Below are 13,787 nucleotides of genomic sequence, written 5' to 3'. Positions count from 1 at the left end.
CGGCCGGATTTTCGCCCTGAGTGCACGTTGGGCGATCGGGTGGCGACACGCGGAGGCGAGACCAAGGCGTGACCTTTTCGCGCTGTGACGGGTATTCGCGGCTGCAAATATTGACAGCCATNGTTGGGCTCGGCGCGGCTGTCGTTCGGATTGTGGGTTGCGGGATCGCAGTTGCCGGTGGCGGCCGCGACCCCCGAGCCCGGTGCCGGCCAGACGCCGAGCCCGGCCCCGCCGGCCGCTGCGGTGAGGCCGCAGAACTGGGGCAGCTGCAACCAATTCCTGACCGACACCAGCGACCTTCCCACCGCCCAGTGCACCACCGTCTCCGTCCCGATCGACTACGCGAATCCGGGTGGCGCACAAGCCAAGCTGGCCGTGATCCGCGTCCCCGCGGCGGGCCGGCGGATGGGATCGCTGTTCATCAACCCGGGCGGGCCGGGCGCGTCCGCGGTCGACATGGTCGCCGGCATGGCGTCGGACCTGGAAAACAGCGACATCACCCGCAATTTCGACCTGGTGGGGTTCGACCCGCGCGGGGTGGGCCACTCGACGCCACAGTTGCGGTGCCGCAGCGACGCCGACTTCGACGCGTTCCGGCGCGACCCGATGGTCGACTACAGCCCGGCCGGCGTGGCGCGCATCGAGCAGGTCTACCGGCAGTTGGCCCAGCAGTGCGCGAACCGGATGGGCAACGGGTTCCTCGCCAACGCCGGCACCGCATCCGTCGCACGGGACATGGACGTGGTCCGCCAGGCGCTGGGCGACGACCAGATCAACTACCTCGGGTTCAGCTACGGCACCGAGATCGGCACCACCTACCTCGAGGGGTTCGGCAGCCACGTGCGCTCGATGGTGCTCGACGGCGCCATCGACCCGACGGTGGACCCGGTAGCCGAAAACATCAACCAAATGGCCGGATTTCAAACGGCTTTCAACGACTACGCCACCGACTGCGCCCGCTCCGCGGGCTGCCCGCTGGGCACCGATCCGGCCCAGTTCGTCAACCGCTACCACGCCCTGGTCGACCCGCTGGTCGCCAGGCCGGGCCGGACGTCGGATCCGCGGGGGCTGAGCTATGCCGACGCCACCACCGGCACCATCAACGCGCTCTACACCCCGCAGCACTGGAAGTATCTGACCAGCGGCCTGCTCGGGCTACAGCGTGGCACCGACGCCGGTGACTTGCTGTTGTTGGCCGACGATTACGACGGCCGGGACAAGAGCGGGCACTACACCAACGACCAGGACGCGTTCAACGGCGTGCGGTGCGTCGACGCGCCGACGCCGACGGACTCGGCGACCTGGGTGGCCGCCGACCAGAAGATGCGCCAGGTCGCCCCCTTCCTGAGCTACGGACAGTTCACCGGCAACGCCCCCCGCGACCTATGTGCGCTGTGGCCGGTGCCCGCCACCTCACGGCCGCACGCCGCGCCGCCCGCCGCGCCGGGCAAGGTCGTCGTCGTCTCCACGACACACGACCCGGCCACCCCGTATCAGGCCGGCGTGAACCTGGCCCGCCAATTGGGCGCCCCCCTGATCACCTACGACGGAACCCAGCACACGGCGGTGTTCAACGGCGACCAGTGCGTGGACACCGCGGTGGTGCGTTACTTCGTCGCCGGGGCGCTGCCGCCCGCGTCCCTGAGGTGCCGACCCTGAGCAGCCCGCAACGGTTCTGAGCGGTCTTGAACTGCAGTGGTAACACGGATTTAACAGGCGTTGCCTACTGTCGGGTCATGGATCGACAGAAGGAATTCGTCCTCCGCACGCTAGAGGAACGGGACATCCGCTTCGTTCGGCTCTGGTTCACCGATGTGCTCGGCACCCTCAAGTCCGTTGCCATCGCGCCGGCCGAACTCGAAGGGGCCTTCGAGGAGGGCATCGGCTTCGACGGGTCCTCGATCGAGGGTTTCGCGCGCGTCTCGGAATCCGACACCGTGGCGAACCCGGACCCGTCGACGTTCCAGGTGCTGCCCTGGGCCACGTCGTCCGGACACCACCATTCCGCGCGGATGTTCTGCGACATCACCATGCCCGACGGCTCCCCCTCGTGGGCGGACCCCCGCCACGTGCTGCGGCGCCAGCTGCAGAAGGCCAACGACCTCGGCTTTTCCTGCTACGTACATCCCGAGATCGAGTTCTTCCTGTTGAAGCCGGGCCCCGACGACGGGTCGCGGCCCCTTCCCGTCGACACCGCCGGCTATTTCGACCAGGCGGTGCACGATTCCGCGTCCAACTTCCGCCGGCACGCGATCGAAGCGCTGGAATTCATGGGCATCTCGGTCGAGTTCAGCCACCACGAGGGAGCTCCGGGCCAACAGGAGATCGACCTGCGCTTCGCCGACGCGCTGTCGATGGCCGACAACGTGATGACGTTCCGCTACGTCATCAAGGAAGTCGCGATCGAAAACGGCGCGCGGGCGTCGTTCATGCCCAAGCCGTTCGCCGAGCACCCCGGCTCGGCCATGCACACCCACATGAGCCTGTTCGAGGGCGACGTCAACGCCTTCCACAGCACCGAAGACCCGCTGCAGCTGTCGGACGTGGGCAAGTCGTTCATCGCCGGGATCCTCGAGCACGCCTCGGAGATCAGCGCGGTCACCAACCAATGGGTCAACTCCTACAAGCGGCTGGTACAGGGCGGCGAGGCGCCCACCGCGGCGTCGTGGGGGGCGGCCAACCGGTCGGCCCTGGTGCGGGTGCCGATGTACACGCCGCACAAGACGTCGTCGCGGCGGATCGAGGTGCGCAGCCCCGACTCGGCGTGCAACCCCTACCTCGCGTTCGCCGTGCTGCTGGCCGCCGGATTGCGCGGGGTGGAGAAGGGCTACGTGCTGGGGCCCATGGCCGAGGACAACGTGTGGGACCTCACCCCCGAGGAACGCCTCACGATGGGCTACCGCGAGCTGCCCACCAGCCTCGACAGCGCGCTCAAAGCCATGGAGGCCTCCGAACTCGTCGCGGAAACGTTGGGGGAGCACGTATTTGACTTCTTCCTGCGCAACAAGCGCACGGAGTGGGCGAACTACCGCAGCCACGTCACCCCGTACGAGCTGAGCACCTACCTGTCCCTGTAGCTCACCTGGGGCGCCGATCGGTCTGAGAGACCGGTGGCTTGCGCTACGGTCGTGGTCGTGACCAAACCCGCGACCGAGCGCCCCAGGCTGCCCAGCCTGGGCCGGCTCGGATTGGTCGACCCCCCGGCGGGCGACCGTCTGGCGCAGCTGGGCTGGTACGACCGCGACGACCCGGACTACGTCGACCGGTTGTGGTCGTTGTCGCGCGCGCCGGATCCCGACGCCGCGCTGCGGGTGCTGATTCGGCTGGCGGAGAACCCCGACAGCGACTGGAACGAGCTCAGCGCGGCGCTGCTCACCGAGCGCGGGCTGCGCGGGCGGCTGTTCGCGGTGCTCGGCTCGTCGCTGGCGCTGGGGGATCACCTGGCCGCCAATCCGCAGTCCTGGAAGCTGTTGCGCGGCAAGGCCCAGCTGCCGTCGCGCGATGAGTTGATCGCCGCGTTCACCGCGTGCGTCGACGAGGCGTTGGCCGGCCCCGGCTCCGCGCTGTCGCGGCTGCGCGTCCTCTACCGCGACCAACTGCTGGTGCTGGCGGCGCTGGATCTGGCCGCCACCGTCGAGGACGAGCCGGTGCTGCCGTTCAAGGTGGTGGCGGCGCAGTTGTCGGACCTGGCCGACGCCGCGCTGGCGGCCGCGCTGCGGGTGGCCGAGGTCAGCGTGTGCGGCGACCGGACGCCGCCGCGGCTGGCCGTCATCGCCATGGGCAAATGCGGTGCCCGCGAACTGAACTACGTCAGCGACGTCGACGTCATCTTCGTCGCCGAGCGAGCCGACGCGCAGAGCGCCCGGGTGGCGGGCGAGATGATCAAGGTGGCCTCGGAGGCCTTTTTTCAGGTGGACGCCGGCCTGCGGCCGGAGGGCCGCAGCGGCGAGCTGGTGCGCACCATCGAGTCGCACGTCGCCTACTACCAGCGTTGGGCGAAGACGTGGGAGTTCCAGGCGTTGCTGAAAGCCCGGCCGGCCGTCGGCGACGCCGACCTCGGCGAGCGCTACCTGGCCGCGCTGATGCCGATGGTGTGGATCGCCTGCGAGCGTGAGGATTTCGTCGTCGAGGTGCAGGCGATGCGGCGCCGGGTGGAGCAGCTGGTGCCCGCCGAGGTCCGCGGCCGCGAACTCAAACTCGGCAGCGGCGGGCTGCGGGACGTGGAATTCGCGGTGCAGCTGCTGCAGCTGGTGCACGGCCGCAGCGACGACTCGCTGCACGTGGCCTCCACAGTCGATGCGCTGGACGCGCTGGGCCAGGGCGGCTACATCGGACGTGAGGACGCGGCGAACCTGNGACCCGGTGCGCGCCATCGCCGCGGCGCGCACGCTGCGGCGCCGGGAGCTGGCGCGGATCGGTTCGGCCGATCTGCTCGGGTTTCTCCAGGTCACCGACGTGTGCGCGGCGCTCACGTCGGTGTGGGTGGCCGTGCTGCAGGCCGCGTTGGACGCGATGATCCGGGCCAACATGCCCGAGGACGGCCGGGCACCCGCGGCCTTCGCGGTCATCGGCATGGGCCGGCTGGGCGGCGCGGAGCTGGGCTACGGCTCCGACGCCGACGTGATGTTCGTCTGCGAGCCGGCCGCCGGCGTCGAGGATTCGCAGGCGCTGCGGTGGGCGACGTCGATCGCCGAGCAGATACGGGCACTGCTGGGCACCCCCAGCGTCGACCCGCCCCTGGAAGTCGACGCCAACCTGCGGCCGGAGGGCCGCAGCGGCCCGCTGGTCCGCACGCTGAGCTCTTACACCGCCTACTACGCGCAATGGGCGCAGCCGTGGGAGATCCAGGCCCTGCTGCGCGCGCACGCGGTCGCCGGCGACGCCGACCTGGGCCAGCGGTTCCTGCTGATGGCCGACCAGACGCGCTATCCGCCCGACGGCGTGTCGGCTGAGGCCGTGCGGGAGATCCGCCGCATCAAGGCGCGCGTCGAGGCCGAGCGGTTGCCGCGGGGCGCCGACCCCAACACCCACACCAAGCTGGGGCGCGGGGGATTGGCCGACATCGAATGGACCGTGCAGCTCATGCAGCTGCGCCACGCGCACGAGATCCCGGCGCTGCACAACACCTCGACGCTGCAGTCCCTGGACGCGATCGCCGCCGCGAACCTGGTGCCGGCCGACGACGTGGACCTGCTGCGGCAGGCCTGGCTGACGGCCACGCGGGCGCGCAACGCGCTGGTGCTGGTCCGCGGCAAGCCCACTGACCAGCTGCCGGGACCCGGGCGGCAGCTCAACGCGGTCGCCGTTGCCGCCGGCTGGCCGACCGACGACGGCAGCGAATTCCTGGACAACTATCTTCGGGTAACGCGCCGGGCGAAGGCGGTCGTGCGCAAGGTGTTCGGGAGTTGAGTCAGGAGGCCGGCGCGTTGGATGCCATTTTCGAGGTGCTCAGCGCGGCGGAGGCGGCACGGGTGACGGCCCTGTACACGCCGCTGGCCGACGCCGTCCGCGAGCTCATCGACGCCACGATCCGCACCGAGGCCGACGAGGACGTCGTCGCCGGCGCGCGATCCGCGATCGAGGCCGTCACCGCGTCGTTGCGGCAACGGACCCGGCCGCTCGGAGTGAGCTACCGCGTCGACAGCGGCCGCCCGTTGACGTTGGGAAACGCCGCGATCGGCCTGGGCAATCCGATCGCCCCGCCCGTCATCGTCCAGCACGACGGCGGCGGGCGGTGCTGGAGCGAGTTCGTCCTCGGGGCGGCCTACGAGGGCCCACCCAAGCTGGTACACGGCGGGGTGAGCGCCCTGGTGCTCGATCACATGCTGGGCGAGGCGGCCAGCGAGGGGCTGTCCAAGCCGCGGTTCACCGGAACCATCACCGTGAAGTACCTGCGCGGCACCCCGCTGGGCCCGCTGCGGTCCGAGGCCTGGATCGACGGCAAGGAGGGTGTGAAAGTCTTTGCCCGCGGCACCATTTCGGACGCCGCCGGGGTCACGGTCGAGGCGCAGGGCGTCTTCATCGAGCCGTCCTGGGCGCGGGAAGCGCAATGAAGTTCTACGTGAGCAGTGCCTTCTTGAACACCCGGGAGATCGTCGAGATCGCCAAGGCCGCCGACGAACTCGGCTACGACGGTATCGGCATCCCGGACCACGTCGTCAACCTGGAGACCCTGGACACGCCGTACCCGTACACCAAGGACGGGGAGCGGCGCTGGCAGCCCTTCACCGACTGGCCCGACCCCTGGGTGCTCGTCGGCGCGCTGGCGCAGGTCACCACGCGGCTGCGGTTCGTCACCACCGTCTACATCCCGGCGATGCGCAACCCCTACTCGGCGGCGAAAGCCATTGGCACCGCCGCGGTTTTGGCGTCGGGACGGGTGGAGCTCGGCATCGGCGTCGGCTGGTGCCGGGAGGAGTTCGCGCTGATGGGCGAGCAGTTCGCCGCGCGCGGCAGACGCACCGACGAGATCATCGACCTGATGCGGGCGCTGTGGCGGCCGGGCTGGACCGAATTCGCGGGCGAGTTCTACGGGGCGCCGCGGCTGGAGATGGAGCCGACGCCGCCGCCGATACCGGTGTACGTCGGCGGGCTCAGCGACGTGGCGTTGCGCCGCGCGGCCCGCAACGACGGCTGGATCGGTGACCTGATCAAGACCGATCGGGCCATCGAGGCGGTGGGCCGGCTGCGCGAACTGCGGGCCGAAAACGGGCGTTCGCTGGACGATTTCACCGTCCTGACGCCGCTGACCGACGCCTTCACCACGGCCGACTACCGGCGCGCCGCCGATGCCGGCATCACCGGCATCATCACCATGCCGTGGATGTTCTACGCTGGGCCCGACGCCACGTTGGCCGACAAGATCGACGGCATGCAGCGCTTCCGCAAGGACCTGGCGCTCGACGGTTAAACTTTGCCCGTGGCCTTCACGGTGGTGTTCAGCAACGGCGAACCACGGGACTACGGTGCCTTCGACAGCTACGAGGTCACCGACGCGGGCGTGCTGATCATCCAGATGCACCGCGAGGACGTCGAGCGGCACTACGTCGCCCCCGGCGGCTGGCTGGAGGTCGTCGAGATGGCCGAGGGGCAACCCGTCAGGATGACCCGCGCGATCATGGGCCGGCGACCTAACTGAGCAGATCGCTGCTCAGTACGACCGCAATCGCGCAACGCCACCCCGCAAAAGCCCAAGCGGCTCAATGATTCCCAGCGCCCGGATGCGCCGTGCGGTGATCAAGACGAGCAGGGTGATCGCGAGCCGGCCCAGCGCGATCCGGCTTGTTCGCCTCTTCCAGGTCGACGGCTGGGAGCCCGCGCGCCGTCCCAGGTAGTAGCCGAGGCACAGGGCTGTCCCGAGCGCCGAGATGAGGGCGAGCGCTGTCATGAGATGAGCGTCCTTTGCCGCTGTCGCGGAAAGGTCACATCCCAGCTACACCTCGGCCAACACCGGGACGCGCGGAAAGCGGCGTCCGGATCGCGACACATAACCAGCTGCGACGCCGCCCCCGGGCGCCTCGCAAGGGATTATGTCTCGGCGCGTAAGCCCGACGTAGAGCCGCGACGGCTTAGACGTCGTAGTACAGCGCGAACTCGTAGGGGTGCGGCCGGATCTGGACCGGCAGGATCTCGTTCTCGCGCTTGAAGCTGATCCACGTCTCGATCAGGTCGGGCGTGAAAACGCCACCCTCGGTGAGGTATTCGTGGTCGGCCTCCAGCCGGTCGATGACCGCGGACAGCTGGGTGGGCGCCTGCGGGATGTTCGCGGCCTCCTCGGGCGGCAGCTCGTAGAGGTCCTTGTCGACCGGCGCCTGCGGCTCGATCTTGTTCTTGATGCCGTCCAGTCCGGCCATCAGCATGGCCGAGAACGCCAGGTACGGGTTACCCGACGAGTCGGGGCAACGGAACTCCAGCCGCTTGGCCTTCGGGTTGCTGCCGGTGATCGGGATGCGCACACACGCCGAGCGGTTGCGCTGGCTGTACACCAGGTTGATCGGTGCCTCGAAGCCGGGAACCAGGCGCTTGTAGGAGTTCACCGTCGGGTTGGTGAACGCCAGCAGCGACGGCGCGTGGTGCAGCAGGCCGCCGATGTAGTGGCGCGCGGTGTCCGAGAGGCCGGCGTAGCCGGTCTCGTCGTACATCAACGGGGAGCCGTCCTTCCACAGCGACTGGTGGGTGTGCATGCCGGAGCCGTTGTCGCCGAACAGCGGCTTGGGCATGAAGGTGACGGTCTTGCCCGCCTGCCACGCGGTGTTCTTGACGATGTATTTGTACAGCTGCATGTCGTCGGCGGCGTGCAGCAGCGTGTTGAACTTGTAGTTGATCTCGGCCTGCCCGCCGCTGCCCACCTCGTGGTGGCCCTTCTCCAGGCTGAAGCCCGACGTGATCAGGTTGTGCAGCATCCTGCTGCGCAGGTCGACGTAATGGTCGACGGGGGCGACGGGGAAGTACCCACCCTTGGGGCGGACCTTGTAGCCGCGGTTGGGGCTGCCGTCGTTCTCGGTGGGCTCGCCGGTGTTCCACCAGCCGGAGATCGCGTCCACCTCATAGAAGGAGCCGTTGGTGCGCGAGTCGAAGCTCACCGAGTCGAAGATGTAGAACTCCGCCTCGGCGCCGAAGTATGCGGTGTCGGCGACCCCGGTGCTGATCAGGTAGTTCTCGGCCTTGCGAGCGATGTTGCGCGGGTCGCGCGAGTACGGCTCGAGGGTGAACGGGTCGTGCACGAAAAAGTTCATGTTCAGCGTCTTGGCTTCGGTGAACAGGTCGATGCGCGCGGTCTGGGGGTCGGGCAGGAGCAGCATGTCGGACTCGTGGATGGACTGGAACCCGCGAATCGACGAGCCGTCGAAGGCCAGGCCGTCCTCGAACACGCTCTCGTCGAAAAACGAAATCGGAATCGTGAAGTGCTGCATGATGCCTGGCAAGTCACAGAACCGGACATCGACGAACTCGACGTTCTCGTCCTTGGCGAGTTTGAAGACGTCGTCGGGCGTCATTTCCGTCACAGAATTGCTCCTTTACTTGGTGATCCGCGGCCTGACGCTATGGAGCTCATGTTGCCCGTCAGTCAACCCGATGTTGCGCAGAGGTTACGTGACGATGCCCCCCGCAGCAGAATCCGGGTCGCTGGCGGGTTCTATTGTGGGGCCATGACCCGCAAGATCGTATCTGGTCGCCTGCACGGGCGCACTAGTTCTCGGCGGCCCCGGTGACCGAGGGTTTGCCGGCGGCGCGATCGGCCTATCCCGGCGAGAGGCTCGGCCTGCCGGAGCGGGGGCCGGGATCGCTGGCGCCGATGGGCCGCCGGCTCGCCGCGCTGATGATCGACTGGCTGATCGCCTACGGACTGGCGGCGCTGGCCATGGCATTCGGCCTGTTTTCCGAACGGATGCTGTCGACGGCGGTGTTGGTCGTGTGGCTCGTGCTCGGCCTGGTGGCGGTGCGGCTGTTCACTTTCACGCCGGGGCAGTTGGTGCTGGGCCTGCAGGTGGCGTCGGTGGACGGGCGGGTGCCGGTCGGGCTCGGCCGGTTGGCGGTGCGCGGGCTGCTCGTCGCGATGGTCATCCCGGCGCTGTTCACCGATTTCGACGGTCGCGGTATGCACGATCGCCTGAGCGGCACCGCAGTAGTCCGGCGTTAAGCGCGGCTACCTGCGGCTACCTGCGACGCACGGTGCGCTGCACGCCGCGCATCTTGCCGGCGCCCGGCAGCGGGCCCTTGGGCATGACGGCGGCGCCGGCCCGTGTTCCCAGGGCGGCCAACCGCGACTCGAGCGAGTCGATCTGTTTGGTGGTGATGTTGTTCGGCAGGCGCGTGAGGTGGCGCTCCAGCTTGCCCAACGGGACCTCGCCCTCGCCGTGGCCGACGACGATGTCGTAGATCGGCGCCTCGCCGACCAGCCGGGCGGTGCGCTTCTTCTCCTGGGCCAGCAGCGGTTTGACCCGGGCCGCCGCTCCCTCGCCGACCAGGATGACCCCGGGCCTGCCGAGCACCCGGTGCACGGCGTCGAAGTGGCCGGTCGCGGCGACGCCGGGGGTCACCCGCCACTTGCCGCGCAGGTTGTCCAGCACCCACGCCGCGGCACCGGTTTGACCTTCGGCTTTGCTGTAAATCGAGCGCTGGGCCCGGCGGCTGAAGATGATGAACATGACCAGGGCGCCCAGCAGCACGCCGAGCGGGATGAGCGTGAGCATGGTCAACCCGCCGGCCCACACGCCGGCGGCCACCGAGATGCCGACGATCAGCACGAAGGCGCCGATCATGTACGGCAGCAGCCGCTTGTCCTCCTTGCGCTGCATGTTGAAGGCCTGCCACAACTGGCCGCGGCGCTCCTTGGCGGCGGCCTTGCGGGCGGCGGCCGCCTGAGCCCTGGCGGCCTTGTTCTCGGCGGCAGTGCGGGGTTTAGCCATAGTCACCAAGGATACGTACGTGCCTGGTTAGGGGACGCGGCTGTCGACGGCTTGCGCATAGAGCCGCCCGGCCCGGTAGGACGACCGCACCAGCGGACCGGCCAGCACCCCCGAAAAGCCCAGGGCGTCGGCGTCGCGGGCGAAGTCGGCGAACTCCTCGGGCGTGACCCAGCGCTCGACCGGGTGGTGGCGCGCCGTCGGGCGCAAATATTGGGTGATCGTCACGATGTCGCAGCCGGCCGCGCGCAGGTCGGCCAGCGCGCCGCGCACCTCGTCGGCGGTTTCGCCCAGCCCCAGGATCAGGTTGCTCTTCGTGACCAGTCCGACGTCGCGGGCCGCGGTGATCACGTCCAGGCTGCGCCGGTAGGCGAACGCGGGCCGGATCCGCTTGAAGATGCGCGGCACGGTTTCGACGTTGTGCGCCAACACTTCCGGGCGGGATTCGAAGACCTCCGCCAGCCGCGAGGGCTCGCCGTTGAAGTCGGGGATCAACAGCTCGACGCCGGTCGACGGGTTGAGCTCTTTGATGGCGCGCACCGTCTCGGCATACAGCCAGGCCCCGCCGTCGGGCAGGTCGTCGCGGGCGACGCCNAGAGGGGTATAAGAGACAGCGCGCGCACGCGGTCGGCGACCCGCCGGGGCTCGTCGCGGTCCAGGGCGGCGGGCTTGCCGGTGTCGATCTGGCAGAAGTCGCAGCGGCGGGTGCACTGGTCGCCGCCGATCAGGAAGGTGGCTTCCCGGTCCTCCCAGCATTCGAAGATGTTGGGGCAACCGGCCTCTTCGCAGACCGTGTGCAGGCCCTCGCGCCGCACCAGGCCCTTGAGCTGGGTGTACTCGGGTCCCATCCGGGCCCGGACCTTGATCCACGGCGGCTTGCGCTCGATCGGCGTCTGCGCGTTGCGCACCTCCAGGCGCAGGAGTTTGCGTCCTTCGGGAGCGACAGTCACATGCTCGATGCTACGCGGGCGGCGGGCTGGTCACCGACCGGCAGCGCTCCGTCCAGTGCGTCGCAGACCGCGGCGGCGACCGCCGCCCGCACCTCGTCGACCCCGACCGTCCGCCCCAATTCGGCGGACAGGGACGTCACCCCGGCGTCGCTGATGCCGCACGGGACGATCGCGGTGAACGCGCCCAGATCGCAGTCGCAGTTGAGCGCGAACCCGTGCAACGTGGTGGCGCGCGCCACCCGCACGCCGATGGCGGCGACCTTGCGCGCGGGCCGGCCGCCGCCGGCCGGCACCCATACCCCCGACCTCCCGTCGACCCGCACGGTGTCCAGGCCCAGGTCGGCGCACACCTTCATCAGCGATTCCTCAAGGCGCCGAACGTATTTGACCACGTCGAGCGGTTCGGCCAGCCCGATGACGGGGTATCCGACCAGCTGTCCGGGCCCGTGCCAGGTGATCTTGCCGCCGCGGTCGGTGTCGACCACAGCGGTTCCATCGACCGGTCGCTCGTGCCCGTCCGTGCGCCGTCCGGCCGTGTAGACCGGCGGGTGCTCCAGCAGCAGCAGGGTGTCGGGCCCGCCGGCGACCCGGGCGTCGGCCAGGTCACGCTGCAGTTGCCAGGCGGTGCGGTACTCGACCGTCCCCAGCTGGCGGACGTCGATCGCGGTCGCGCTCGACCGGATGGAAGGACTCACGTCCGTGACGGTACTCGCCCGCCGACACCACGGCCCGACGGAGCGGCCTCAGTCGTGATCGCGCCGGGCGGTGGCAAAGGCGAGGGCTTCGCCAATGGTGTTGTGGTGGAACTGGAAACCGGCACGCTCCAGCGCCGACGGGATCGCGCGCTGGCCGATGAGCAACCCCTCGTCGGCGAACTCGCCGAGCGCGGCCCGCACCGCGAAGCCGGGCAGCATCAGCGGGGTGGGACGGTTGACCGCCCGGCCGAAGGCGGTGGTGAACTCCGCGTTGGTCACCGGCGCCGGCCCGGTCATGTTCACCGGGCCCGACAGCGACGGGTGTGAGATGGCGAACAGCAGCGCGCGCACCTCGTCCTCGAGGGTGATCCACGACATGTATTGGCGGCCGCTGCCCAGCCGGGCCCCGAGGCCCGTCGAAAACAGCGGCCGCAGCCGGCGCAGCGCGCCGCCCGACCGGGCCAGCACCAGGCCGGTGCGGGCCAGCACCACCCGGGTGCCGGCGTACTGCGCCGGCAGCGTGGCGGCCTCCCAGTCCTCGCACAGCTGCGCCAGGAAACCCGTTCCCGCCCGGGCGTTCTCGTCGACCACGCGGTCTTTGGTGTTGCCGTAGTAGCCCACCGCGCTGGCGTTGATCAGGGTGTCGACGCCGGCGTCGGCGACGGCGTTGGCCAGCACCTCGGTGGGGGCGATGCGGCTGTCGCGCAGGCTCTGCTTGAAGGCGCCCGACCACCGGCGCTGGCCGATGTTGACCCCGCATAGGTTGACGACGACGTCGACGTCGGCCAGCGCGTCGGCGTCGAAATCGCCGCTCTCCGGATTCCAGTGCAGTTCCTCGGAATTCGCCGGCGTCCGCCGCACGATGCGCAGCACCGGGTGGTCGGCGGCGCGCAACGCCGCAGCCAAGGCCGAGCCGATCAGGCCGGACGAACCCGCGATCGCGATGACGGGCTTGGCCACAGTTGTCCAAGCCTCCTAAAGACCCAGGTCGGCCTCGAACGCTGCCTCTTCGAGCCGGTGCTTGATCGTGGTGAGGAAACGTCCGGCATCGGCGCCGTCGATCAGCCGATGGTCATAGGTCAGCGGCAGATAGCACACCGAGCGGACGCCGATCGACTCGTTGCCGAACTCGTCGACGATCACCCGCGGCCGCTTGACGATCGCGCCGGTGCCCAGCATCGCGGCCTGCGGCGGAACCAGGATCGGGGTGTCGAACAACGCGCCCTGGCTGCCGATGTTGGTGATCGTGAAGGTGCCGCCGGACAACTCGTCGGGCTTGAGGTTGCCCGAGCGGGCGCGCTCGGCGATGTCGGCGATCGCCCTGGCCAGCCCGGCCAGCGACAGGTCGCCGGCGTTGTGCACGACGGGAGAGAGCAGGCCCTGGTCCGTGTCGACGGCGAAGCCGAGGTGCTCGGCGTCGTAGTAGGTGATCTCCTTGGTGTCCTCGTTGTAGCTGGCGTTGATGTTCGGGTGGATCTTGAGGGCGTCGATCACGGCCCGGGCGATGAACGGCAGGTAGGTCAGGTTTACGCCCTCGCGCTCGGCGAACGCCGACTTGGCCCTGGCGCGCAGCCCGACGATCTTGGTCATGTCGACCTCGTGCGTCTGGGTCAGCTGGGCCGTTGCCTGCAGCGATTCCCGGGTCTTGGCCGCGGTGATCTGGCGGATCCGGCTGGCCTTCTGCGTGGTGCCGCGCAGGTGTGCCAGCGCGGGCGCCGGGGTGGCCGCGGCGGCGG

The 13,787-nt window shown here is 69.4% G+C and carries 11 protein-coding genes and 3 pseudogenes; 7 read left to right on the top strand and 7 right to left on the bottom strand.

The window, feature by feature from the left end:
• The first annotated feature begins 123 nt into the window (after positions 1-123).
• From BN4348_RS43545 to BN4348_RS43520, 6 genes and pseudogenes are all read left to right on the top strand, one after another.
• Positions 124-1,659 carry an alpha/beta hydrolase gene (locus BN4348_RS43545; RefSeq protein WP_066913478.1) on the top strand — a complete coding sequence of 512 codons (1,536 nt, stop codon included), beginning with the start codon at positions 124-126 and terminating at the stop codon, positions 1,657-1,659.
• Between the two features lie 77 nt (positions 1,660-1,736).
• Positions 1,737-3,077, top strand: a complete 1,341-nt coding sequence (gene glnA, locus BN4348_RS43540) for a type I glutamate--ammonia ligase (RefSeq protein WP_066913475.1) — start codon at positions 1,737-1,739, stop codon at positions 3,075-3,077.
• Between the two features lie 51 nt (positions 3,078-3,128).
• Positions 3,129-5,409, top strand: a pseudogene (locus tag BN4348_RS43535) ([protein-PII] uridylyltransferase family protein).
• Positions 5,406-6,053, top strand: coding sequence for a PaaI family thioesterase (locus tag BN4348_RS43530; protein WP_084454210.1), 648 nt, complete (start codon positions 5,406-5,408; stop codon positions 6,051-6,053). The pseudogene BN4348_RS43535 and the gene BN4348_RS43530 overlap by 4 nt, the downstream one beginning before the upstream one ends.
• Positions 6,050-6,910, top strand: a complete 861-nt coding sequence (locus BN4348_RS43525; protein ID WP_066913471.1) for a TIGR03619 family F420-dependent LLM class oxidoreductase — start codon at positions 6,050-6,052, stop codon at positions 6,908-6,910. Before BN4348_RS43530 ends, BN4348_RS43525 begins: the two co-directional genes overlap by 4 nt.
• A gap of 9 nt (positions 6,911-6,919) precedes the next feature.
• Positions 6,920-7,138, top strand: coding sequence for a hypothetical protein (locus tag BN4348_RS43520; RefSeq protein ID WP_066913469.1), 219 nt, complete (start codon positions 6,920-6,922; stop codon positions 7,136-7,138).
• A gap of 12 nt (positions 7,139-7,150) precedes the next feature.
• Here BN4348_RS43520 and BN4348_RS43515 read toward each other — a convergent pair whose 3' ends face one another.
• Entirely contained in the window at positions 7,151-7,387 is a 237-nt protein-coding gene (locus tag BN4348_RS43515) for a hypothetical protein (RefSeq protein WP_066913467.1), read from the bottom strand.
• A 181-nt stretch (positions 7,388-7,568) separates the two neighbouring features.
• Entirely contained in the window at positions 7,569-9,005 is a 1,437-nt protein-coding gene (glnA, locus tag BN4348_RS43510) for a type I glutamate--ammonia ligase (protein WP_066913465.1), read from the bottom strand.
• A 203-nt stretch (positions 9,006-9,208) separates the two neighbouring features.
• Here glnA (BN4348_RS43510) and BN4348_RS43505 point away from each other — a divergent pair, with 203 nt between their 5' ends.
• Complete coding sequence (locus BN4348_RS43505) at positions 9,209-9,640, top strand: RDD family protein (RefSeq protein ID WP_235852740.1); 432 nt, start codon at positions 9,209-9,211, stop codon at positions 9,638-9,640.
• 16 nt (positions 9,641-9,656) lie between these two features.
• On the opposite strand, the gene BN4348_RS43500 is transcribed toward BN4348_RS43505, so the two are convergent.
• The 5 genes and pseudogenes from BN4348_RS43500 to sucB form a co-directional block, all read right to left on the bottom strand.
• Complete coding sequence (locus BN4348_RS43500) at positions 9,657-10,409, bottom strand: DUF4191 domain-containing protein (RefSeq protein ID WP_066913463.1); 753 nt, start codon at positions 10,407-10,409, stop codon at positions 9,657-9,659.
• Between the two features lie 27 nt (positions 10,410-10,436).
• Positions 10,437-11,356 (bottom strand): annotated as a pseudogene (gene lipA, locus BN4348_RS43495) (lipoyl synthase).
• A complete protein-coding gene (lipB, locus tag BN4348_RS43490) occupies positions 11,353-12,051 on the bottom strand; it encodes a lipoyl(octanoyl) transferase LipB (protein WP_066913461.1) in 699 nt (232 codons plus the stop codon). Before lipB ends, lipA begins: the two are co-directional and overlap by 4 nt.
• Positions 12,052-12,099: 48 nt before the next feature.
• On the bottom strand, positions 12,100-13,011 hold the full coding sequence (locus BN4348_RS43485; RefSeq protein ID WP_066913459.1) for a TIGR01777 family oxidoreductase: 912 nt from the start codon (positions 13,009-13,011) through the stop codon (positions 12,100-12,102).
• A gap of 15 nt (positions 13,012-13,026) precedes the next feature.
• Positions 13,027-13,787 (bottom strand): annotated as a pseudogene (gene sucB / locus BN4348_RS43480) (2-oxoglutarate dehydrogenase, E2 component, dihydrolipoamide succinyltransferase); the annotation flags it as partial.

Origin of the sequence: Mycobacterium interjectum (genome assembly GCF_900078675.2) — a bacterium.
Classification (GTDB): Bacteria; Actinomycetota; Actinomycetes; order Mycobacteriales; family Mycobacteriaceae; genus Mycobacterium; species Mycobacterium interjectum.
Note: the sequence above shows the minus strand (reverse complement) of the source record. Positions and strands in the feature narration are given on the sequence as shown.